Raw genomic sequence first — 22120 nt, forward strand, 5'->3', positions numbered from 1 at the left:
TGTCCCGCTTCTCCATCAACCAGATGACGGTCAAGCAGCTGTCGATGCCCGAACTGGTCGAGGCTTGCGGCGAGTTGGGCGTACCGGGGGTCGGCCTCTGGCGGGAACCGGTCCAGTCGTACGGCCTGGAGGCGACGGCCAAGCTGGTCCGCGACGCGGGCCTGACCGTCACGACCCTCTGCCGCGGTGGCTTCTTCACGGCGATCGACTCGGCCGAGCGCGCCAAGGCACTGGACGACAACCGCCGGGCGGTCGACGAGGCGGCCACCCTCGGCACCGATGTGCTGGTCCTGGTCTCGGGCGGTCTGCCGGCCGGCTCGAAGGACCTGCACGGGGCGCGGGAGCGGATCGCGGACGCGTTGGGGGAGCTGGGTCCGTACGCGGAGCAGCACGGCGTGAAGCTGGCCATCGAGCCGCTGCACCCCATGTACGCCGCGGACCGTTGCGTGGTCTCCACCCTCACCCAGGCCCTCGACCTCGCGGAACGCTTCCCCGCCCAGCAGGTCGGCGTCACGGTGGACACGTACCACATCTGGTGGGACGACAACGCGCCCGAGCAGATCGCCCGGGCGGGCGTGGGCGGGCGTATTCACACCTTCCAACTCGCCGACTGGACGACCCCGCTGCCCGAGGGCGTCCTCAACGGCCGCGGTCAGATCGGCGACGGCTCGATCGACATGCGGGAGTGGCAGGGCTACGTCGAGGCCGCCGGGTACACCGGCGCCATCGAGGTTGAGCTGTTCAACGACGGGTTGTGGGCGCGGGACGGGCGGGAGGTGCTGGCGGAGACGGCGGCGCGGTTCGTGGAGCACACGGGGTAACCGCTGCGCGTCCAGGAGGGTAAGTCCCGCTCGCTGTTCTCCCGATGACGGCGGGCGGGGCTTTCAGCCGCCGATGCGTCCCTCCTTCACCGCGCCGACGAACAGGGCCACACCGCCCGCGGAGAAGACCAGTGCGGGCCGGTGACGGCTTTTCCGTTGCGGGGCCATCCGGTCCGCACGGTCCGAGGTGCGTAACCGGGTCTGATCGCTGGCGGGCAATCACGCTCCGGACGCCGGTGGACAGGTCACGGTCGACCTCGACGGTGCCCTGGTACTCGGCTGCGTCCTTGCCGGAAGGACCCGATCGGCCCGGCTCGGTAGCATGCAACGCATGGCCATCAAACTTGAGAACGTAGGCATCGCCGTTCGCGACCTCGAAGCAACGATCTCCTTTTTCACCGACCTCGGCCTCACGGTCGTCGGCCGTGACACGGTCAGTGGTGAGTGGACCGACACCGCCGTCGGCCTTGATGGCAATCACGCCAACATTGCGATGCTCCAGACGCCAGACGGTCACGGTCGCCTTGAGCTCTTCGAGTACATCCACCCCGAAGCGATCGAGTCGAAGCCCACTCTTCCCAACGAGATTGGCATGCATCGCGTCGCCTTCTCAGTCGACGACATCGACAAAGCCCTTGAGACAGCCGCAAAGCACGGATGCCGTCCGCTTCGCGGTGTGGCGACCTATGAGGACGTCTACAAGCTCACGTACGTCCGCGGTCCCAGCGGCATCCTTGTGATGCTCGCCGAGGAGCTGAAGAAGAACTGACGGCTGATCGGGTCAATTAGCTAAGCGATCTCCCTCACCCATCGGGAGAAGGGCTTGAGTAGCTCTCTGTAATGGAATACATCCGTCGCTACCTCAGTGTGATCGGAGATCCAGGCACTGTAGAGACTGGCGTTCCTTATCGCTGGCCTCTCCCGGCGAACATCGTCCAGGCGACGGAGAATTGAGTCATAATTCCCGACGTCGGCGGGATCGAAAAACTGCCAGAATACACGCCTCTCCGAAGCACCTTCAAGCAGTCGACTGATTGCTCTGTTCTCATTTTCGGGTATCGAGGTGTGGAAGAGAATGAGTGTCGGCAGCCGCGAATCTCCATATTCGGTCACGAGCCTTTTCATGGCGCCAGAGATGCTCTCGCCCGAGAAGAGTCCGTAGTCCTGTGCCCGTTGTTCCAGCAAATTTTGCCGACTTCGATCACCCGAGAAAAACTGGGCTTTCGGCAGCACGCACCAGTCCGCTATCCATGTATCAACCCGGCCTGCTTCGACGGTGGGCAACCGATGGCAGCCTGAAGCGTATATCCAAACTTGCAATTCTTCTGACTCGTCCAGATACCCGGCGATTCTCGCAGCCCGTCGCAACACGCCTGCGGCCCGGCCGCTTTCGAAATCCCCCCGACTGCCACCTGCAAGCGCGAGCACAACTCTGGATTTTCGCTTCTGAAGACGGCTCAGGCGAGCAGCCAAGCCTATACCAAAATGCATATCCGAAGAGTATCCACAGCACGGCACGCACGCAATGACTGGAACAGACGGCTGAACTGCAGGCGCTGCAGCCGTCGCGCGTGTTCGGCGCGAGGAAGAATCTGAAGCCGCACAAGACGGGCACCTTCAAGATTTCCAAGGCATCAGGAATCTGTTCGCCGCCCTCAGCGTCGGCGAGGTCGTCGGCGAGCGCTTGCAGACCTCGAGTCGGCCGGCCTTCGAAGTCCTGGGCACCGGCCAGTACACGGCCCTGTCGCCCCAAGGCCAGGCGAGCATCGAGGTCTTCGGGCTCAACCGGGGCTCACTGGTCAAGGGCCGCCACGACGCCTACCTCGCGGCGATACCCTTCCTCGCGCAGTGGCGTGCCGCCACGGACAGGGAGCAGAGCCGGAAGGCGCGAGACACGGTGCGCATCGCTTGGGACCGCCCCCTCGCCGACGTCCTCGCGTCTATGTTCCACCAGTCGTCGCTGCCCGCCGCAGAGATCCTGTTCGCGGAGGAGGACGACGTACTTTCCCTCCTCCGCGATCCAGAATTACGCACCGGATTCCTGGACGTGGAGGACCGGACGTGACGGCACCTCAGCCGCCGATGCGGCCGTCCTTGACGGCGGTGACGAACGACGTCCAGCCGCCCCCCGAGAAGACCAGCGCCGGGCCGGTGGGGGCCTTGCTGTCGCGGACGGGTACGTCGGCGTGACCGCGGGCGACTTCGAGGCAGTCGCCCTGATCGCCGCCGCTGTAGCTGGACTTGTACCAGCCGGTGTACTCACTGCTGACCATGCGCGTGTTCCTCCGCTGCCGCCCTGACGAGGGCCAGTGACTCCTGCTGCGACAACGCGTCGCTCAGCGCAAGAGCGTAGGCGGTCTGACTGGCGGCCACCAGCGCCGGGTCATCCATCAAGTGGCCGGTGAGAAAGGCTTCGACATAGGCCACCGGTGCGGAGTCGTCGAAGCTCATGAGCGTGAGGTAGCTCTGCTGGAGAGCGTGTGCCCCGACACCGTATGGCAGTACGTGCAGCCGCAGTCGCCCCGTCTCGGCCAAGTCGGCGATCTTGTGCAGCTGTTCGGTCATGATCTGCGGGCCGCCGACGCAGCGCCGCAGCACTGATTCGTCGAGGAGCGTCCAGATGACCGGCTTCAACGGCCCGTCGAGAATCCGGGCACGCTTTGTTCGAATGACAACGGCTTCGTCAAGTTCCTCCGCCGTGTGGTTCGGCCGGTACGCGCGGAACAGGGCACGCGCGTAGCCGTCGGTCTGGAGCACGCCTGGTACGAGCGAGAGCGCGAACTGCTGGATCAACGTGGCCTGTTGCTCCAGTTCAGCCACGGCCGCGAAGTGGTCGGCGTACTTCGACTCCAGGTCCTCCAGCCAGCGGACGAAGAACCCGTCCGTTCCCAGCGCCCGGTCGATCCGTTGCGCGTCATCAGGCTTCGGCAGCCGTCTCCCGGCCTCGAAGTGGCTGATCAGCGTGGGCGAGCATACGACCTGATCACCCAGTTCCTCCTGGGTGAGCCCGGCTGCCGCCCGTCGCAGCCTCAGTTCCTCTCCGTACTTCTGTCGTTGCGTCCGAGGCTTGCGAGTCTCGCTCATGAGGCCAACTCCCGTTCCTGACAGAGGTGATGTCAAGTCCCCACCTCTGGCAGCGTATCCACCGCCGACCCCATTCTGTGAGTGATTCGCAACAGAACGCAGTCACCGCAGGTGGGAAAGCAGGTCGACGTGGCAAACCGCATCACCCGGCTCTTCGAGCCGTTCCTGCGCCTCCTCTCTCCGGCACGCAGACGCCGCCTCCCGGCACCTCCCAGCACTCCGCCGATGCAGGGATCCGGAGGCCTCGGCTCGATGGTGATCGGCCGAGAGGGGAGGATCCGGTGAGCAGTGCGGGCCACGAGCAGTCGACCGCCCGCCTGTTGCCCTGGACGGGGCAGGAGGGCAAACCCTGCTATGTCGTGGGCGACGGCACGGGGTATGTCTCGCGTCTCGCCGACGAGACGGAACGCGTCCAACTCGGCATGGCCAGCGATCTCCTCGGCCACGCCGCCGAACTCCTTGCACAGGCAGACACGACCCGAGGGGAACTGCACTACCTCGCCAGTCGGCTCAGCGAGTCCCTCCTGGACGTCAAGCGCGTCGCGGAGAGCAGGGGAGCGCGGTTGAGGTGGGCGGGGTCCATCTCGGACGACACGGCCTGAAAGAGCGGTCAGACAGTGTGGGTAGCCCGGCGGACTGGCCCTGGAGGGCTCCGAGACCGCTTCGCGTAGCGATGCGTCCATTCCCGGCTCCAATCTGTAACCGGCAAGGCCGCGAGCCGTTGCGGGGCGGTCCAGGGCCAGTGCTTCGAGAGGCGGAGGACGCGGCGGTGTCCGGTGGTGACGAGCTGGGCGGTCGCGGAGAACAGCCGCAACCACCACGACGAGTTCGACGCCTGTTCCAGGAGCGGGGTGGCGGTCGAGTGCCAGAGATCGTGAAAGCGGATGCGTCGGGGTCCAGTCCTGTCGAGGAAGCTGTGGAAGGGGAGACGGCACCACTCAGGGACAGATCGGCCAGGAATCTCGCGGTGGAGATAAAGAAACTGTTCGGTCGCTAGAGTACGGCGTCGGATCCTCTAGATGCTGCAGGCCGATATGTTCTGATAGTGCGGCCCGGTGCGCGAGTAGCGGGCCGCACCCCTTCGTCCTCAGGGAGGCCCCATATGGAAGTTTCGTATGTCAATGTCCCCTTGGAGGATGGCGTCTTGGAGTTGACTGTCCCCAGCGAGTTCTTTTCCTATCGCCCGCTTACTCAAGCGGAGAGAGTGTCTTCCGGGACACGCAGTTCACTGATCAAGTTCGGCGCCATCGGACGAGCCACTTCCGTTTACCTTGACCGGGACTCCGGTGAAGTCCTTTCCGGGGTGGAGCCAGGCGACGTGGCGCTGATTAATACATCGATGGGTAAGTTTTTTGACTGCATCTCCAGGCTGGCAGAGATTTATCCTTACTACCCGGCTGAGTCAGAACATGAAGATTGGGAGGCGGCTGCGCAAAGGGTTCAGGATATTGTCTGCGAAGTCGACGCGACTGCATATCAGGAAGGGCTGTTCTGGTATGAGTTCAGATGGGATGTTTCGATGGGTGACTTTCACGACTGAGAACCAGGCCGAGGTGGCGGGGCAGGGCGCTGCTACCCAATGACGACGTGCGCGACGGGGTTGATGACGACGGCAGGAGAGCCGGTCGTGTCCACCGGCGTCCTCGGTAGGACCACGGAGATCCGTTCAGGGTCGTAGCCGGCGAGCGCCGTCGCGCTACGAGGACCCCCTGGAACCCTCGCCGGTCCAGTCCAGGCTCTGGCTCGTGGTGGAGCCGCCTTCTCGAACGCGGCGCTGTAGCCCGTGCGTCCGAGGTTGTGCGCCCCATCCCGCGACGTGCGCCACGCTGCCCGGTGGCTCCGGGCAGCTCAGGGCGGCAGCAGCGTGCCCAGCGGCCCCAGGTCCAGGTTGAGGTCCTCCATGGTCAGGCCGTAGCGGTCGCACAGCTCGGTCATCCGGTCGTGGAGGATCATCAGGGTGAGGCCGAGGCGTTCTTCCTGTTCCTCGGTCAGGTTGCCCTGGTCGACGCGGTGCAGGGCCTGGCGTTCCATCAGTTGGCGCAGCAGTTCGACGATGGTGAGGACCAGTTTGACGAGGTCGCGCTCCACCGTGTCGGGATCGGTCCGCAGGCGACGCATGGCGGGCCGGCCGTGCTCGGTGGGAGGCGGGGCCACGTCGTCCGGCCGGGCGGGCAGCAGGGAGAAGGCGCGGGTCGCGGCGTCGGCCACTTCCCGCAGTCGGTCGGGGTGCGGAAGGTCAGGTGGGTTCGTCATCGGGGCCGCCGTGTCCCGGCGTCAGGGCCCGTGCCGGAAGGACCGGTGCCCACTGTTCGTCCATCTGCTCGCGGATCGCGACCACGACCGCACGCAGCGAGATCCGCACCAGGTCGATTTCGGCGACCGACAGGACGAGGTCGCCGGTGAGCACGACGCCGCCGCTCAGCAGCCGGTCGAGGAGGTCGATCAATGCCACCTGGGGACCACTGACCGGGCGGGTGTCGTAGTCGCCGTACTCGCTCACTGTCGTACTGCCCCTCCCCGCTCGTCGGGTGCCGGGAGCGTGGCGAAGGAGTACGGGGCCCACGGGCCGGTGACGTCCACGCGGACGCCGGGGAGGCCGTCGGCGGCATGCAGCATCCGGCTGCGGAACTCGTCGGCCAGGTGGCGCGGGACGAGGTAGGCGTCGTTGGCGACGTTCTCGCCGGGTACCCGGGCGAGGTTCCCCTGCTGCGGCCGGTGGCGGGCGCGTTCCACCGCCAGGCCGCGGGCCTGCGTCTCCGTCCGCCGTACGGCCTCCTCGGCGGCCCGCCACGTGTCCTCGCGGGTCTGGCGTTGACGCCTGCGGGCGCGCAGGTACGTGCGTCCCGGGCTCTGCTCGTCCGCCTCCACGGCCGGGCCGACCGGACCGGCCGACGGAGGCGGGGGCGGCTCGGCGTAGACCTTGACGCCCCACTCCAGGTGGTCGGCGAGCCGGTCCAGCAGCGCGGTGAAGGCCTCCTCCCGCTCGCTCAGCATCTCCCGGACCCGGTCGTCGTCGAGGTACACGGTGGCCAGCCGCAGGGGAAGGACCGTGGTGTGCGCGGCCAGGGTCTCGATGACGAGGTGGTGGGCCCGCGCCGTCCTCTCCAGCCACTCCAGGTCCTCCAGCCCGACCTTCAGCGCCGCCTCCGAGAACTCGTCCCGGGGTACGGCACTGACCGCGGCGGCCACCGCGCCCGAGTGGACCAGCGTGACCGGGGCGCCCACCACGCCACGGACACCGGCGAGCGCGGTCCGCTCCAGCGCGGGGGAGGGCCGCAGCACGGTGTATGCGTAGGTCAGCTGCCCGTTCACGGTCGTCGGCTCCGGTCCTCGTCGCCCTCGTCGTCCTCGATGTCCTCGGCGTCCTCGGTCTTCCGCCGCTTGCGTCGCGGCTCGGCGCGCGGCTCACCCTGTGGCTCCGCGCGGCGCTCCCTACGGGGCTCTGTGCGTCGCTCCGCGCGTGACTCGGTACGGGGCTCCCGCTCGGCGTCATGCGATCGGCGGCGCTCGCCCGACCTGCTCTCGGACAACTCCGCCGGGGACTCGGCGACACGCCTGCGCAGCTCCTTCACCTCGGCGCGCAGGCGCTCGTTCTGCTCCTCGAGGGAGCGCCGGCCGTCGGCACGGGACGACAGGGCCGGATCGTGCTCCCACCAGTCGATGCCGATCTCCTTAGCCTTGTCGACCGAAGCCACCAGGAGGCGGAGCTTGATGGTGAGCAGCTCGATGTCGAGCAGGTTGATCTTGATGTCGCCGACGATGACGATGCCCTTGTCGAGCACGCGTTCAAGGATGTCGGCAAGGTTCGCGCCGGGCTGGCCGCCGTACGGGGAGAGGGCCCGTGACGGCGTGGGGACGGGGGAGTCGGACTGGCTCACGGCACACTCGACCTCGTTTTCTAGCCGTGGCGGCGACCCTTCTCGGGCGCCTCTTCCTCGGCGTCGTCGTAACGGTCGTCGGGCTCCGGTCCTTCGTCCTCGTCCTCCTCGTCCTCCTCCTCATCCTCGTCGAATCGCTCCTCGGGCTCTTCTTCCTCTTCCTCTTCCTCTTCCTCCTCGTCCTCGTAGCGCTCTTCGGGCTCCTCCTCTTCGGGCTCCTTCTCCGCGCGCTCCTCTTCCTCCTCTTCGGGCTCCTCTTCCTCGGAGCGGCCCTCGGCCTCCTCCTCGCGGCCCTCCTCGGCCTCGGCCTCCTCGACCTCCTCCGGCGTCCGGACCACCTTGCCCTCGCGGATCTCCCCGCGCCATCCCCCGGTGGCCTCTCCGCGCATCATGACGAACGTGCGGTAGAGCTTCAGATCCAGCCGTGCGCGGCGGCCCTGGGCCCGCCACAGGCTCCCGGTCTTCTCGACCACACCTTTGGGGAAGTACTCCAGTACAAGGAGCACCTTGGTGAGGTTCTCGCCGAGCGGGTGGAAGGTGACGACGCCCTTGGTGGTGGCCTTGTCCCCCTCGGTCGTCCAGGCGATCCGCTCGTCGGGCACCTGTTCCGTGATGTCGCCGCGCCAGCGGCGGCTCGCCTTGGCGACCTTCACCTCCCACTGGGTGGTGGTGTCGTCCTTCTGCTCGACGTCGACCACGCCCTTGGCGAACCGTTCGAAATCCTGGAACTGCGTCCACTGGTTGTACGCTTCGCGCACCGGGACGCCCACGTCGATGTCCTCGATGATGGTGAGCCCCCGGCCGGTGCCGCCTCCAGGGCCTCTCCCGTGCTTCTTCCCGGGCAGTACGTCCTTCGCCTTGTCCACCACTGCGTCCTTGGCGTGGGACGCGGTCGAGGTCAGGACCTCCGCGCCCGACGGCAGCTGCTCGCCGAGCTTCTTGGCGCCCTTGCCCACGGTCTTGGCCAGCCCACCAGGACTCATGTGTGCTTCGGCCAGCCGGCGCGCTCCGGCGCCCAGCCGGTGGCCCACCCCCTCCAGCATCAGCTCCACGCGGGCCTGGATGTAGCGCTCCAGCTCTTCCTTCAGCCGGTCGGCGCCCGGGGTCTGTTGTGCCTGCTCCCGGACCTTGGTGAGGGTCCCGGCATCCGCCGAGCCGCGTTCCGCCGCCTTGCCCTCAGCCATCGCCCTGCCTCCTCGACCGTGAGGTGCCGCTCTTCGGGCGGCTCTGTTCGGCGGCTGCCTTCCTCTTGCGCGGCTCGCTCCCCTCGTCCGACCCGCGGTGCCGCGTTTTCTCGCGCCCCTCGCCCCGACGCGCCGGGGCTCGCCGCGCCCGGCTCTGCCGCTCTTCGCTCCTCCGCTCCTCGTGGCGTCCTTCGGCTTCGCGTCCTTCGGCTTCGCGTCCTTCGTCCTCGCGGCCCTTGGCCCGGTCCTCTTCCTCCCGGTCCTCTTCGTCCCGGTCCTCTTCGTCCTCACGCTCTTCTTCGGCCCGGGGTTCGTCCTCCCGGCCGCTCTCGCCCTCGTCCTTTTCGCCCTCCGGTTCGCCCTCCGGGTGTGCCTTTTCCTGCAGGCCCACGGTGCGTGCGTGCAAGGCGTCGGCCAGATTCTCCGCCTTCGCCGTCAGTACGGAGGTCGCCGCGGCCTTGCTCGCGTCCGTTAGCTCGGTGCGCACCTGGTGGCGGACGTCGCTGAGGAAGGACGTGTCGAGGGCCTTGGCGAGCTGCCCGGGCCTGACCCGCGATCCGGCCAGCAGCGCACCGAGGCTGATGGCCAGCTTGGCCTTCTTCGTCCGGCCCAGCACATAACCACCTACGACAGCAGCGCCGATCTTGGCGTTGTTCATGATCCTGTCTTCTTTCCTGCCCACGCGTCACAGTCCGGGCTGCCCGCCCCGCTGGAGCCGGTAGACCCTGATCTCCTCCAGGCGGCGCAGCAACTCCTCCTCGCGCCGTGCGAATGTCTCCTCGTCGATGCGGCCCTCGTCCCGCGCCCGCTGCAGGTTCACGAGGGCTTCCTGCACGGGAGCGGGGTCGTAGAACTCGTTCTCCGCTGTCTTGACGACCTTGTCGAGCACCCAGCCGATGCCCCGCACGGGGGCGAACGGCAGGGTCAGGATCCCCGTGACCAGTCCCACATCGCCTCCTCGGGCTGTCGCTTCTCGTGCTGTCCGGACGGTCGGTCGGACCAAGGCCGGTCAGACGAAGCTGTACGGCGGCAAGGGGCCCCGCAGCCGCAGCTCGATCCCCTCTCCGAAACGCTCGGCCAGCTCGCTGCCGGCGTCGGCGAATTCCTTGGACCGTTCGTCCTCAACCAGGAAGGACACGTTCACGAAGTACTGCTGGGACGGCGGAGCGAGCCTCTCGGACACCACGAACGGACGCAGGGCGGCGAGGACCTCTTCGGCGAGCGCCTGCTGTCGGCTCTGCACCTCCTGGGCCACGAGCTGGCCGAGCGCCAGCCGGTCCTCGTACGTCCCGCCGCCCTCGCGGGTCGCCTCGCTCAACGCACGGGCCTGCTCGGACTCCTCCAGGATCGCGCGCAGCACCGTGTCCTCGTCCTGCAATCCCTTGACGTTGAACTCCACCCGCCCGGTGAGCTCGTCGAGGCGCTGTGTGAACGCCTCGCCCCGCTCCTCCAGAATGGCGTGTACGGCGTTCTCGTCCGGGGCGACGAAGCCGAAGCTCAACGGCAGAGTGGTGCCGTCGGCCCACAGATGCTCCTGGACCTCGTGATGCGCCTCCACGTCCCGGCGTGCGATCGAAAGGTGCTCAGGGGCCTCGCTGACGACGGCGCACAGTTCACCGTCGCGGACCGCGTGCAACTCCGCGGGCGGCTCTCCGACGCCCTTGAGGCCCCCGAGGTTCAATGGATGCGACGCCTTGGTGATCGCGTACACGTACAGGGACATCGGCTCGCTCACTCCTCCCGGTCCCTCGAGGAACGACGGCCGGAGCCGCGATCGGTGTGCTCGTGTTGCTTCTCCCGCCTGGGCTCGCGCTCACGGTCGTCCCCGCGCCCCTTCTGGAGCGACTCGGTGACCGCCTCGACCGCGCCGGTCAGCGCCCCCTTGCTCTTGCCCCGGGAGCCCGACTCGACCGTGCCCTGGACCATGTCCGACAGCTGTGCGGGGGCCTTGCGGCCTGCCTCCAGGTCCAGCCGGTTGCACGCCTCGGCGAAGCGCAGATACGTGTCGACGCTGGCGACGACGACGCGGGCGTCCACCTTCGCGATCTCGATGCCCACCAGCGACACCCGTGCGAACACGTCGATGACCAACCCCCGGTCGAGGACGAGTTCCAGTACGTCGTAGAGGGTCCCCGTACCGCCACCCGCGACGCCGGCAACGGCGCCGCCCTCGCCCTGCGGCACCACAGTCACGATGTTCTTCCCTTCCTGCCAAGGGCAGCCGCACTCAGCGGCGGCTGTCTCTGTCGACTTGTGCGCGCGTGTACCGGCGCCCGCGCTCGTACTCCAGCAAATTGCCCGCCGGGTCGAGAACCACCTGGTAGCTGGCCATCACGCTGCTCGTCTCCGGTATGCGCTCCAACTCCAGGACCTCGATCTGGGCCTCCCAGCCCTCGTCGACGGGTTTCAGCGCGGAAACCGACTCGGGAGCCCGTCCCAGCAGCTCGGTGAGCTGCCGGGTCGCGCTCCGCATGGCCTCGGACGCGGAGACCCGTTCCCCGGCGGACGCCTTCGGCGACGAGCTGGGGGCCTTCTTCGAATCACGATCAGTCGTGACAAATCACCTTCTTGCCTGATTCAATCTTCAACCCACTCCGACGTGAGCGCCAGTCCTAAAAAATCCGCGGAGACAGGGCAACCCTCCCCCCACCCCGCGGGTCGTACTTGGCATCAGGACTTCTCGGAGGGGGATCTGGGGGGATCGCGGGGGTTCTGACGGGGAGGGAAAACCCGAGGGAGCCCGGTCGGTGGATCGGGCTCCCTCGAAGCATGTCCGGGTCATTTCCGGGTCATTTCCGGGTCAGAAGAACACTCCGCACCGCAGCAGCACATTCGCGTACGGCCGCGCCTCCCCGGTGCGTACGACCAGACGCGCGCCCCCCGACAACGCCTTGAGCCTCTCGTGCGGGACCAGGGTCAGCTCGGGAACCCGAGCGGACAGCAGGTTCGAAGCCGCCGGATTGGTGTGCCGTACCTCCTCCGCCGCCGTCCCGCCCTCCACCACCAGCTCGGCCAGCAGACCCTCCAGCACCTCGGCGAAGGACGGCACCCCGGCCCGGAAGGCGAGGTCCACGACCCGCGGGCCGTCGGGTATCGGCATGCCGGCGTCGCACACCAGCACCCCGTCCCCGTGGCCCAACTCGGCGAGCGCGCCGGACAGATGGCGGTTCAGGATTCCGGCCTTCTTCACGGCGCCTCGATCTCCTCCGCCGTGGGGAAGGAGTCCTGCGCACCCTGTTTCGTGACGGCCGCCGCCCCGACCCGGGCCGCGTACGCCGCCGCCTCCGCCAGGGACGAGCCCGCCCCCAGCCGCCAGGCCAGCGCCGCGGTGAACGCGTCGCCCGCGCCCGTCGTGTCCACGGCGTCCACCCGCACGGACGGGACCCGGGTCACCCCCTCGGAGGAGGCCACCAGCGCGCCCTCAGGGCCCAGCGTCACCACCACCGATCGCGGCCCGCGCGCGAGCAGGACCCGCGCCCAGTCTTCAGGGGCCTCGCCCACCCGCGCCTCGCCAAGGATCACCTTCGCCTCGTGCTCGTTGACGATCAGCGGGTCGCAGGCCGCCAGCACCTCCGGGGGCAGAGGCCGCGGCGGCGACGGGTTCAGCACGAAGCGGCTGTCCGGCGCCAGGTTCCGTACGACCTCCACGACCGTCTCCAGCGGGATCTCCAGCTGCGTCGAGACCACCCGGGAGGCGTGGAAGAGGCTGCCCACCGCCCGCACGTCCTCGGGCCTCAGCCGACCGTTCGCCCCTGGCGAGACCACGATGCTGTTGTCCCCCGACGGGTCCACCGTGATCAGCGCGACCCCGGTCGGCGCCCCGCCGACCAGCACCCCCACCGTGTCCACGCCGGCCGCCCGCTGCGAGTCGAGCAGCAGCCGGCCGTACGCGTCGTCGCCGACCCGGGCCAGCAGGGCCGTACGGGCCCCGAGCCGGGCGGCCGCGACCGCCTGGTTCGCGCCCTTGCCGCCCGGGTGGACGGCCAGGTCGGAGCCGAGCACGGTCTCCCCGGCCTCCGGCCGGCGCTCGACACCGATCACCAGGTCGGCGTTGGCCGACCCTACGACCAGGAGGTCGTAGTCGTACATGAGATGTCTCCCCGAATAGATGGATTGCAGCGGACGGCTGGATGGATTGGGACGGACGGCCTCGGCCGGGTCAGCGGCCCACTGCGTACCCCTGCATGCCCGAAGTGACCGCCCGTCCGCTCCCCGATGTCAGCCGCTGAACCCGGCCACGTTCGCCTCCGTGACCACCTTCACCGGCACCTTCACCGTCTGCTCGACCTTCTCGCCCTGGAGCGCCTTCAGCGCGTTGTCCACGGCGATCTTCCCGAGCTGGGTCGGCTGCTGTGCCACGGACGCGTACAGCGTGCCGTCCTTGACCGCGTTCAGGCCGTCGGGCGTGCCGTCGAAGCCGACCACGGAGACCGACTTGCCGGCCTTGGAGCCCAGCGCCTTGATCGCGCCGAGGGCCATCTCGTCGTTGGCGGCGATGACGCCCTGGACGTCCGGGTGGGCCTGGAGCAGGTTCGACATCACGTCGAGGCCCTTGGTGCGGTCGAAGTCGGCCGGCTGCTGGGCCACGACCTGGATACCCGGGTAGGCCTTCAGGCCCTTGGCGAAGCCCTCGGCGCGCTCGCGGGCGGCGGAGGTGCCCGCCTGGCCCTGGAGGATCACGATCTTGCCCTTGCCGCCGAGCCGGTCCGCGATCGTCTTGGCGGCGAGCTCACCGCCGGCGACGTTGTCGGAGGCGACCAGCGCTTCCGTGGTGGCCTCGTTGACGACCCGGTCGACGGCGATGACCGGGATCTTCGCCTTGTCGGCGGCCCGCACCGACGGGCCCGCCGCGTCCGAGTCCACCGGGTTGACGATGATCGCGCCGAAGCCCGAACTGGTGAAGTTCTGCAGCTGGTTGGCCTGCTGGGAGGCGTCGTTCTGGGCGTCCGTGACGGTGAGGTCCACGCCCTGCTTCTTCGCCTCGGCCTGGGCGCCTGCCCTGATCTGCACGAAGAACGGGTTGTTGAGGGTGGACAGGGACAGGCCGACCTTCGGCGTCGACGCGGACGAGGAGCCGTTGTGCAGGAAGGAGGTCGCGCCGACGATCGCCACGGTGACCACAGCCGCCAGCGCGTACGTCGTCGCCTGCTTGCCCATGCCCCCGCCGGACCAGCCACCCGTGCCCGCGGCCACCGGGGTCGCCCCGGCCTTGCGGCGCAGGGTGTCGAGCAGCACCGCCAGCGCGATCACGACACCGATGACGACCTGCTGCCAGAAGGCGGAAACCGACAGGAGGTTGAGCCCGTTCCTCAGCACCGCCAGGATCAGCGCGCCGATCAGCGTGCCGGACGCCTTTCCGGTGCCGCCCGCGAGCGAGGCGCCGCCGATGACGACCGCGGCGATCGCGTCCAGCTCGTAGCCGTCGGCGGCCTGCGGCTGCGCGGAGGACAGCCGGGAGGCGAGCACGATGCCCGCTGCGGCGGCGAAGACGCCGGACAGGGCGTAGATGGCGAGCTTCTGCTTCTTCACCCGCAGGCCGGACAGGCGGGCGGCCTCCTCGTTGCCGCCGATCGCGTACATGGAGCGGCCGATGTACGTCCGGCCGAGCACGAACGCGGCGATCAGACCCATCACGATCATCACGAGCACCGGCACCGGCAGCCAGCCGCCGAGCGTGTCCCCGAGGTGCGAGACGGAGTCGGGGAAGGCGATCGGCGAGCCCTCGGAGATCACCAGCGACAGACCGCGGGCCACCGACAGCATGGCGAGTGTCGCGATGAACGGCGGCAGCTTGCCGTAGGCGATGAGGAAGCCGTTGACCAGGCCGGCCGCGATGCCGGTGGCGACGGCCAGGACGACCGCTATGACGACCGGGACGCCGTGCGAAGTGGCGCTCCAGGCGAGCACGGTGGCCGACAGGGCCGCCACCGAGCCGACCGACAGGTCGATGCCCGCCGAGACGATCACGAAGGTCACGCCGAAGGCGAGGATCGCGGTTACGGCCGCCTGGACGCCCACGTTCAGGAGGTTGTCGGTGGTCAGGAAGTCCCCGGACAGCGCCGACATGGCGACGACGAGGACGATCAGCGCCGTGAGCGCGCCGTTGTCGAGGAGCAGACGGCGGACCGCCGCGGCGCCAGATGTGCTCTTGAGCGTGTCAGCGGCCACGGCCGGCCTCCAGTTCAGTGGTGGTGGGGTTGCTTACCGCTTCGGTGGGGTTGCTCACCGCTTCAGTGGGGTTGCTCACCGCGAGTGCCATGACCGCGTCCTGCGTGGCCTCGTCCGCGGACAGCTCGCCCGCGATCCGGCCCTGCGCCATCACCAGCACCCGGTCGCTCATGCCGAGCACCTCGGGCAGATCGCTGGAGATCATCAGGACGGCGGCGCCGGCGGCCGTCAGTGCGTTGATGAGCTGGTAGATCTCGACCTTGGCGCCGACGTCGATCCCGCGCGTCGGCTCGTCGAGGATCAGCACCTTGGTGTCGGCCAGAAGCCACTTGCCGATGACGACCTTCTGCTGGTTGCCGCCGGAGAGGGTCCGCACGTACTGGCCGAGTCCGGCCATCCGCACGCCCAGCTGCTCGGCGATCCGCGCGGCCGACTCGCGCTGGCTCTTGAGGTCCACGAGCCCCGCGCGGGTCGCGGCGCGCATGGTCACCAGCCCGAGGTTCTCCTCGACGGAGGCGTCGAGCACCAGCCCCTGGCCCTTGCGGTCCTCGGGTACCAGACCGATGCCCGCGGTCATCGCCGCGTTGACGTCGTACCTGGGGACCGAGGCGCCGGAGACCTTCACGGCCCCCTTGTCGTACGGATCCGCCCCGAACACGGCCCGTACGACCTCCGTACGACCGGCCCCGACGAGCCCCGCGATGCCGACGACCTCGCCCGCGTGCACCTCGAAGGTGACGTCGTGGAAGACGCCGTCCCGGGTCAGCCCCTCGACGGTGAGCAACGCGGCCCCGGCGTCGACCCGTTCGCGCGGGTACTGCTGCTCGATCGACCGCCCCACCATGAGCCGTACGAGCTCGTCTTCGGGCGTGTTCGCGGGGACCTGCCCGACGCTCCTGCCGTCGCGGATGACGGTCACGCGGTCACCCAGGGCGGCGATCTCCTCCAGGTGGTGCGTGATGAAGACGATCCCGACCCCGTCCTCGCGCAGCTTGCGCACGATCGCGAAGAGCTTGTCCACCTCCTCGGAGGTGAGCACGGCGGTCGGCTCGTCCATGATCAGCACGCGCGTGTTCAGGCTCAGCGCCTTGGCGATCTCGACCATCTGCAGGCGCGCGATGCCGAGTTCACGCACACGCGCGCGTGGAGACACGTTCACGCCGACCCGCTCCAGCAGGACGGCGGCATCGGCCTCCATCTTCTTCCGGTCGATCATCCCCAGGCGGCGCGGCTGCCGCCCCAGGAAGATGTTCTCGGCGACCGTCAGATCGGGAACGAGGTTGAACTCCTGGTAGATGGTGGCGATCCCGAGGCGCTCGGAGTCCTGCGCACCGTGGATGCGCACCTCCTCGCCGCCGGCCAGGATCCGCCCGGCGTCGGGCGTGTAGGCGCCGGAGAGCATCTTGATGAGGGTGCTCTTGCCCGCGCCGTTCTCACCGAGGAGCACATGCACCTCGCCCCGGCGCAGGTCGAAGTCGACGCCGTCGAGCGCGATCACGCCCGGGAAGGCCTTGCGTATGCCCTCGATGCGCAGCAACTCGTCCTGGTTGCTCACGGCTTGCTCCTTCGTACGGGGGACTGTGCGGGCTTTGCTCGAACGGCCGGCTCGCCGCACGAGCGGCGTACGACGAGACGGGCGGGGAGGGTGACGGAGGCGGGGGGCCGTCCCTCGATGCGGTCGACGAGCGCGCGCACGGCGGCGCGCCCCAGCTCGCCCGTGGGCTGGGCGATCGCGGTGATCGGCGGATCGGTGTGCACGAACCACGGGATGTCGTCGAAGGCGGCCAGCGCGATGTCGTCCGGAACACGCATCCCACGCGCGCGTACGGCGTCCAGCGCACCCAGTGCCATCAGGTTGTCGGCCGCGAACACGACCTCGGGCGGCTCGGGCAGGTCGAGGAACCCCTCGGTGACCCGCCGCCCGCTCTCGGCCTGGAAGTCGCCCTGGCCTATGTAGGCGTCGGGGAGGGGGATGCCGTACTCGGCCAGGGCCTCTCGGAAGGCGTCGACGCGCTCGCTGCCGGTGGTGGTGGCCGCCGGACCCGCGATGATCGCGAGCCGCCGGTGCCCCAGCCCGTGCAGATGGGCGACGAGGTCCCGTACGGCGGCCCGCCCGTCCGCCCGTACCACCGGCACGTCCACGCCCGGGATCCACCGGTCCACGAAGACCATCGGCGTCCCCGCGCGCGCGGCGCCCAGCATCAGCGGCGAGCCGCCGTCGGTGGGGGAGACCAGCAGCCCGTCGATACGGCGGTCCAGCAGGTTCCGTACGTGGTGGTCCTGCAGCTCGGGCCGCTCGTCGGCGTTGCCGATGATGACGCTGTAGCCCAGCGCGCGGGCCTCCTCCTCGACGGAGCGGGCCAGCTCGGTGAAGTAGGGGTTCATCACGTCGCTGATGACCAGGCCGAGGGTGTGGGTCTGGTCGGTGCGCAGCGAACGGGCGACGGCGTTCGGGCGGTAGCCCAGCGTCTCGACGGCGGCCAGCACGCGCGTGCGTGCGTCCGCGCTGACGGACGGATGGTCGTTCAGGACGCGCGACACCGTGGCGACGGAGACTCCCGCCTCGGTGGCGACGTCCTTGATGCTCGCCATCGCCGTTCCACCTCCTCGTGGATCGTCGTGGATCGTCGTGGATCGTCGTGGAATCGATTACATCGACGTGTACGGGGATTGGAATCGATTACACGGGGGTTAATCAAGACCCGGACCGGATGCCGAGACCGGATCGTGATGTTCCGCGCCCGGATGAGCGCGGTCGTATGCACGGGCGGGGCTGGGCGGTTCACGCTGGAGGTACGGGGTCGTTTCCTCAAGGCCTGAGGGGCCGGAGCGGAGGAGTAAGGACTTCAAGAAGGTGATCGACCACGTGGTGGCCCAGGCCGGATGAGCTGTCGGTGCCGGGCGGTACCGTCGGATCATGGCCCAACAAGCGAGCGAGGAGCGGCGACTGGCCGTGCTCGAAGGCGTCCTGGAGCGGATCACGTACGCCAACGAGGAGAACGGCTACACGGTCGCGCGCGTCGACACCGGCCGAGGCGGCGGCGACCTCCTCACGGTCGTCGGCGCGCTGCTCGGCGCGCAGGTCGGCGAGTCCCTGCGCATGGAGGGCCGCTGGGGCTCCCACCCGCAGTACGGCAAGCAGTTCACCGTCGAGAACTACACGACCGTCCTCCCGGCCACCGTCCAGGGCATCCGCCGCTACCTCGGCTCCGGCCTGGTCAAGGGCATCGGCCCGGTCTTCGCCGACCGCATCACCCAGCACTTCGGCCTGGACACCCTGCGGATCATCGAGGAGGAGCCGAAGCGGCTGATCGAGGTCCCCGGCCTCGGCCCCAAGCGCACCAAGAAGATCGCCGACGCCTGGGAGGAGCAGAAGGCGATCAAGGAGGTCATGCTCTTCCTCCAGACCGTCGAGGTGTCCACGTCGATCGCGGTGCGCATCTACAAGAAGTACGGCGACGCCTCGATCTCGGTAGTCAAGAACCAGCCCTACCGCCTGGCCGCCGACGTCTGGGGCATCGGCTTCCTCACCGCCGACAAGATCGCCCAGTCCGTCGGCATCCCGCACGACAGCCCGGAGCGCGTCAAGGCGGGCCTGCAGTACGCCCTGTCGCAGGCCACCGACCAGGGCAACTGCTACCTCCCCGAGGAGCAGCTGATCGCGGACGCGGTGAAGCTGCTCCAGGTCGACACCGGGCTCGTCATCGAGTGTCTCGCCGAGCTCGCGGCGCCTGCGGAGGAGGGGGAGGACCCCGGTGTCGTACGGGAGAAGGTCCCCGGGCCGGACGGCGACCCTGTCACGGCCGTCTACCTCGTCCCCTTTCACCGGGCCGAACTCTCCCTCTCCGCCCAGCTGGTGCGCCTGCTGCGCACCGACCAGGACCGGATGCCCGGCTTCCGGGACGTGGTCTGGGACAAGGCGCTGGGCTGGCTGAAGGGTCGGACGGGCGTCGACCTCGCCCCCGAGCAGGAGGCCGCCGTCAAGCTGGCGCTGACCAAGAAGGTCGCCGTCCTCACCGGCGGTCCCGGCTGCGGCAAGTCCTTCACCGTCCGCTCGATCGTGGAGCTGGCCCGCGCCAAGAAGGCCAAGGTCGTCCTCGCCGCCCCCACCGGCCGCGCCGCCAAGCGCCTGTCGGAGCTCACCGGCGCCGAGGCCTCCACCGTCCACCGCCTGCTGGAGCTGAAGCCCGGCGGCGACGCGGCCTACGACAAGGACCGCCCCCTGGACGCCGACCTGGTGGTGGTCGACGAGGCGTCCATGCTGGACCTGCTGCTCGCCAACAAGCTGGTGAAGGCCGTACCCCCGGGCGCCCATCTCCTCTTCGTCGGTGACGTGGACCAGCTGCCCAGCGTCGGCGCCGGCGAGGTCCTGCGCGACCTGCTCGCCGACGGCGGCCCGATCCCGGCCGTGCGCCTCACGCGCGTGTTCCGCCAGGCCCAGCAGTCGGGGGTGGTGACCAACGCGCACCGGATCAACTCCGGGCAGCACCCGGTCACCGACGGCATGAAGGACTTCTTCCTCTTCGTCGAGGACGACACGGAGGAGGTCGGCCGGCTCACGGTGGATGTGGCGGCCCGGCGGATTCCGGCCAAGTTCGGCCTCGACCCGCGCCGGGACGTGCAGGTGCTCGCGCCCATGCACCGGGGGCCGGCCGGCGCCGGCAACCTCAACGGCCTGCTCCAGCAGGCCATCACCCCGGGCCGCCCGGACCTGTCGGAGAAGCGGTTCGGCGGCCGGGTCTTCCGCGTCGGCGACAAGGTCACCCAGATTCGCAACAATTACGAGAAAGGGAAGAACGGTGTCTTCAACGGCACCGTGGGCGTGGTCACCTCGCTCGACCCGGTCGACCAGCGCCTGACGGTGCTGACGGACGAGGACGAGGAGGTGCCGTACGAATTCGACGAGCTGGACGAACTGGCCCACGCGTACGCGGTGACGATCCACCGTTCACAGGGAAGTGAATATCCAGCGGTGGTGATCCCCGTCACCACCAGCGCCTGGATGATGCTTCAGCGCAACCTGTTGTATACGGCGGTCACCCGCGCCAAGAAGCTGGTCGTGCTCGTCGGTTCACGCAAGGCGATCGGCCAGGCGGTGCGCACGGTGTCGGCGGGACGACGCTGTACGGCCCTGGACTTCCGGCTCTCGGGCGCCTGACCAGACGGCTTCCGGCGCCTGACCAGACGGCTTCCGGCGCCTGACCCGACGGCTTCCGGCCACTTCGGGCAGACATCACAAAAAATGATCGATCAAATGAGTCGTGAAGGTCACAGAGGCCTTCCAGTTGGGGAACAGAGGGGGCAGGATGAGGTAGTTGGCGGCACTGAGTGCCGCCGATAAGCCCAATGGCCGACCCCGAGTGCACTCTCCTGCGCCAAATGGGGGATGGTAGAGACAGTCAGGGCAACCTCGAAGATGAGGCACAACGTCGGTGAGGGAAGACGTGAGCGACAACTCTGTAGTACTGCGGTACGGCGACGGCGAGTACACCTACCCGGTGATCGACAGCACCGTCGGCGACAAGGGCTTCGACATCGGCAAGCTCCGCGCCCAGACCGGTCTGGTGACGCTGGACAGCGGCTACGGCAACACCGCCGCCTATAAATCCTCCATTACCTACCTCGACGGCGAGGCCGGCATCCTCCGGTACCGCGGTTACCCGATCGAGCAGCTGGCGGAGCGCTCCACCTTCCTGGAGGTCGCCTACCTGCTCATCAACGGCGAGCTGCCGACCGTCGACGAGCTTTCCGGCTTCAGGAACGACATCACGCAGCACACCCTGCTGCACGAGGACGTCAAGAACTTCTACAAGGGTTTCCCGCGCGACGCCCACCCGATGGCGATGCTGTCGTCGGTGGTCTCGGCGCTGTCCACCTTCTACCAGGACAGCCACAACCCCTTCGACGAGACGCAGCGCAACCTCTCCACGATCCGTCTGCTCGCCAAGCTGCCGACGATCGCCGCGTACGCGTACAAGAAGTCGATCGGTCACCCGTTCGTCTACCCGCGCAACGACCTCGGTTACGTCGAGAACTTCCTCCGCATGACCTTCTCGGTCCCGGCGCAGGAGTACGAGCTCGACCCGACCGTGGTCTCCGCCCTGGACAAGCTGCTGATCCTGCACGCGGACCACGAGCAGAACTGTTCGACGTCGACGGTCCGTCTGGTGGGTTCGTCCCAGGCCAACATGTTCGCGTCGATCTCGGCCGGCATCAACGCGCTCTGGGGCCCGCTGCACGGCGGCGCCAACCAGTCCGTCCTGGAGATGCTCGAGGGCATCCGCGACGCCGGCGGTGACGTCGACTCCTTCATCCGCAAGGTGAAGAACAAGGAGGACGGCGTCCGTCTGATGGGCTTCGGCCACCGGGTCTACAAGAACTTCGACCCGCGCGCCAAGATCATCAAGGCGGCGGCGCACGACGTGCTCTCGGCCCTCGGCAAGTCCGACGAGCTGCTGGACATCGCGCTGAAGCTGGAGGAGCACGCGCTCTCCGACGACTACTTCGTCTCGCGCAGCCTCTACCCGAACGTCGACTTCTACACCGGCCTGATCTACCGCGCCATGGGCTTCCCGACCGAGATGTTCACGGTCCTGTTCGCCCTCGGCCGCCTCCCGGGCTGGATCGCCCAGTGGCACGAGATGATCAAGGAGCCGGGTTCCCGCATCGGCCGCCCGCGGCAGATCTACACGGGTGTGGTGGAGCGCGACTTCGTGCCGGTCGAGTCCCGCTGACCCTGTAAGCGCAATACAGCGCAACACAGCGCAATACAGAAGGCGCCCTGGCGTCGGTCCCCCCACGGGCCGACGTCCAGGGCGCCTTCCCTTGTCCCGGTACGGATTCCCCCCACGGGATCCGGCCGGGCGTCTGGAGAACCAGCGCCTGAATCGCTGTGTTGCGGTACTGCTTGGTGCTGCGTTGAGCAGAACGAGCAAAAATCCTCGTACTACTCATGTGTGCGGTCTGCCGGGACAGCGCACGCCGG

General features: G+C 68.5%; 24 protein-coding genes and 2 pseudogenes. 7 read left to right on the top strand and 19 right to left on the bottom strand.

All coding sequences use genetic code 11. The annotated features are described in order from the left end of the window. The first annotated feature begins 23 nt into the window (after positions 1-23). Entirely contained in the window at positions 24-821 is a 798-nt protein-coding gene (locus tag CLM62_RS14155) for a sugar phosphate isomerase/epimerase family protein (protein ID WP_373559141.1), read from the top strand. Positions 822-1152: 331 nt separating this feature from the next. After that, positions 1153-1590 carry a VOC family protein gene (locus CLM62_RS14160; protein ID WP_095750213.1) on the top strand — a complete coding sequence of 146 codons (438 nt, stop codon included), beginning with the start codon at positions 1153-1155 and terminating at the stop codon, positions 1588-1590. Positions 1591-1610: 20 nt separating this feature from the next. Here CLM62_RS14160 and CLM62_RS14165 read toward each other — a convergent pair whose 3' ends face one another. Further along, a complete protein-coding gene (locus tag CLM62_RS14165) occupies positions 1611-2312 on the bottom strand; it encodes a VWA domain-containing protein (protein WP_095750214.1) in 702 nt (233 codons plus the stop codon). 193 nt (positions 2313-2505) lie between these two features. Between CLM62_RS14165 and CLM62_RS14170 the strand changes: the two genes are divergently transcribed. Beyond that, a complete protein-coding gene (locus CLM62_RS14170) occupies positions 2506-2886 on the top strand; it encodes a hypothetical protein (protein WP_095750215.1) in 381 nt (126 codons plus the stop codon). A gap of 7 nt (positions 2887-2893) precedes the next feature. Here the strand turns inward: CLM62_RS14170 and CLM62_RS14175 are convergent, their stop codons facing one another. Both CLM62_RS14175 and CLM62_RS14180 read right to left on the bottom strand, forming a co-directional pair. Beyond that, positions 2894-3094, bottom strand: a complete 201-nt coding sequence (locus CLM62_RS14175; RefSeq protein ID WP_095750216.1) for a DUF397 domain-containing protein — start codon at positions 3092-3094, stop codon at positions 2894-2896. After that, positions 3081-3905: a helix-turn-helix transcriptional regulator gene (locus tag CLM62_RS14180; RefSeq protein WP_095750217.1), complete on the bottom strand. Its 825-nt coding sequence runs from the start codon at positions 3903-3905 to the stop codon at positions 3081-3083. The genes CLM62_RS14175 and CLM62_RS14180 overlap by 14 nt, the downstream gene beginning before the upstream one ends. Before the next feature lie 281 nt (positions 3906-4186). Between CLM62_RS14180 and CLM62_RS50035 the strand changes: the two genes are divergently transcribed. Further along, on the top strand, positions 4187-4507 hold the full coding sequence (locus CLM62_RS50035; protein ID WP_095750218.1) for a hypothetical protein: 321 nt from the start codon (positions 4187-4189) through the stop codon (positions 4505-4507). Between the two features lie 8 nt (positions 4508-4515). On the opposite strand, the pseudogene CLM62_RS53030 reads toward CLM62_RS50035, so the two are convergent. Further along, a pseudogene (locus CLM62_RS53030) lies at positions 4516-4755 on the bottom strand (hypothetical protein); the annotation flags it as partial. Between the two features lie 252 nt (positions 4756-5007). Here CLM62_RS53030 and CLM62_RS14195 point away from each other — a divergent pair. Then, on the top strand, positions 5008-5445 hold the full coding sequence (locus tag CLM62_RS14195) for an SUKH-4 family immunity protein (RefSeq protein ID WP_095750220.1): 438 nt from the start codon (positions 5008-5010) through the stop codon (positions 5443-5445). Positions 5446-5753: 308 nt separating this feature from the next. On the opposite strand, the gene CLM62_RS14200 is transcribed toward CLM62_RS14195, so the two are convergent. From CLM62_RS14200 to CLM62_RS14270, 15 genes and pseudogenes are all read right to left on the bottom strand, one after another. Further along, the gene (locus tag CLM62_RS14200; RefSeq protein ID WP_095750221.1) at positions 5754-6158 is read right to left on the bottom strand and encodes a gas vesicle protein K; all 405 of its coding nucleotides are present in this window, start codon (positions 6156-6158) and stop codon (positions 5754-5756) included. Continuing rightward, positions 6142-6405, bottom strand: a complete 264-nt coding sequence (locus CLM62_RS14205) for a gas vesicle protein (RefSeq protein ID WP_095750222.1) — start codon at positions 6403-6405, stop codon at positions 6142-6144. The genes CLM62_RS14200 and CLM62_RS14205 overlap by 17 nt, the downstream gene beginning before the upstream one ends. Further along, a complete protein-coding gene (locus CLM62_RS14210; protein ID WP_095750223.1) occupies positions 6402-7217 on the bottom strand; it encodes a GvpL/GvpF family gas vesicle protein in 816 nt (271 codons plus the stop codon). Before CLM62_RS14210 ends, CLM62_RS14205 begins: the two co-directional genes overlap by 4 nt. Then, entirely contained in the window at positions 7214-7783 is a 570-nt protein-coding gene (locus tag CLM62_RS53035; protein ID WP_373559140.1) for a gas vesicle protein, read from the bottom strand. Before CLM62_RS53035 ends, CLM62_RS14210 begins: the two co-directional genes overlap by 4 nt. A gap of 20 nt (positions 7784-7803) precedes the next feature. Beyond that, entirely contained in the window at positions 7804-8967 is a 1164-nt protein-coding gene (locus tag CLM62_RS14220) for an SRPBCC family protein (protein ID WP_095750224.1), read from the bottom strand. After that, a complete protein-coding gene (locus CLM62_RS14225) occupies positions 8960-9625 on the bottom strand; it encodes an ABC transporter substrate-binding protein (protein WP_095750225.1) in 666 nt (221 codons plus the stop codon). The genes CLM62_RS14220 and CLM62_RS14225 overlap by 8 nt, the downstream gene beginning before the upstream one ends. Positions 9626-9652: 27 nt before the next feature. Continuing rightward, a complete protein-coding gene (locus CLM62_RS14230) occupies positions 9653-9916 on the bottom strand; it encodes a gas vesicle protein GvpG (RefSeq protein ID WP_095750226.1) in 264 nt (87 codons plus the stop codon). A gap of 60 nt (positions 9917-9976) precedes the next feature. After that, positions 9977-10690, bottom strand: coding sequence for a GvpL/GvpF family gas vesicle protein (locus CLM62_RS14235; RefSeq protein ID WP_179382094.1), 714 nt, complete (start codon positions 10688-10690; stop codon positions 9977-9979). An 8-nt stretch (positions 10691-10698) separates the two neighbouring features. Continuing rightward, positions 10699-11154, bottom strand: a complete 456-nt coding sequence (gene gvpJ, locus CLM62_RS14240) for a gas vesicle protein GvpJ (protein ID WP_095750228.1) — start codon at positions 11152-11154, stop codon at positions 10699-10701. Positions 11155-11194: 40 nt separating this feature from the next. Further along, positions 11195-11512, bottom strand: a pseudogene (locus CLM62_RS14245) (gas vesicle protein); the annotation flags it as partial. Positions 11513-11767: 255 nt separating this feature from the next. After that, complete coding sequence (gene rbsD / locus CLM62_RS14250) at positions 11768-12157, bottom strand: D-ribose pyranase (protein WP_095750230.1); 390 nt, start codon at positions 12155-12157, stop codon at positions 11768-11770. After that, positions 12154-13056 (bottom strand): ribokinase, encoded by a 903-nt coding sequence (locus tag CLM62_RS14255; protein WP_095750231.1) that lies wholly within the window; start codon positions 13054-13056, stop codon positions 12154-12156. The genes rbsD and CLM62_RS14255 overlap by 4 nt, the downstream gene beginning before the upstream one ends. Before the next feature lie 129 nt (positions 13057-13185). Then, complete coding sequence (locus CLM62_RS14260) at positions 13186-15135, bottom strand: substrate-binding domain-containing protein (protein WP_095750232.1); 1950 nt, start codon at positions 15133-15135, stop codon at positions 13186-13188. Continuing rightward, positions 15125-16690 carry a sugar ABC transporter ATP-binding protein gene (locus CLM62_RS14265; protein WP_095750233.1) on the bottom strand — a complete coding sequence of 522 codons (1566 nt, stop codon included), beginning with the start codon at positions 16688-16690 and terminating at the stop codon, positions 15125-15127. Before CLM62_RS14265 ends, CLM62_RS14260 begins: the two co-directional genes overlap by 11 nt. After that, complete coding sequence (locus CLM62_RS14270; protein ID WP_095750234.1) at positions 16687-17727, bottom strand: LacI family DNA-binding transcriptional regulator; 1041 nt, start codon at positions 17725-17727, stop codon at positions 16687-16689. Before CLM62_RS14270 ends, CLM62_RS14265 begins: the two co-directional genes overlap by 4 nt. A 325-nt stretch (positions 17728-18052) precedes the next feature. Between CLM62_RS14270 and CLM62_RS14275 the strand changes: the two genes are divergently transcribed. Next, entirely contained in the window at positions 18053-20293 is a 2241-nt protein-coding gene (locus CLM62_RS14275) for an ATP-dependent RecD-like DNA helicase (protein WP_095750235.1), read from the top strand. A gap of 286 nt (positions 20294-20579) precedes the next feature. Continuing rightward, positions 20580-21869, top strand: a complete 1290-nt coding sequence (locus CLM62_RS14280) for a citrate synthase (RefSeq protein ID WP_095750236.1) — start codon at positions 20580-20582, stop codon at positions 21867-21869. Positions 21870-22120: the final 251 nt, after the last annotated feature.

Origin of the sequence: Streptomyces sp. SA15 (genome assembly GCF_002291145.1) — a bacterium.
Classification (GTDB): domain Bacteria; phylum Actinomycetota; class Actinomycetes; order Streptomycetales; family Streptomycetaceae; genus Streptomyces.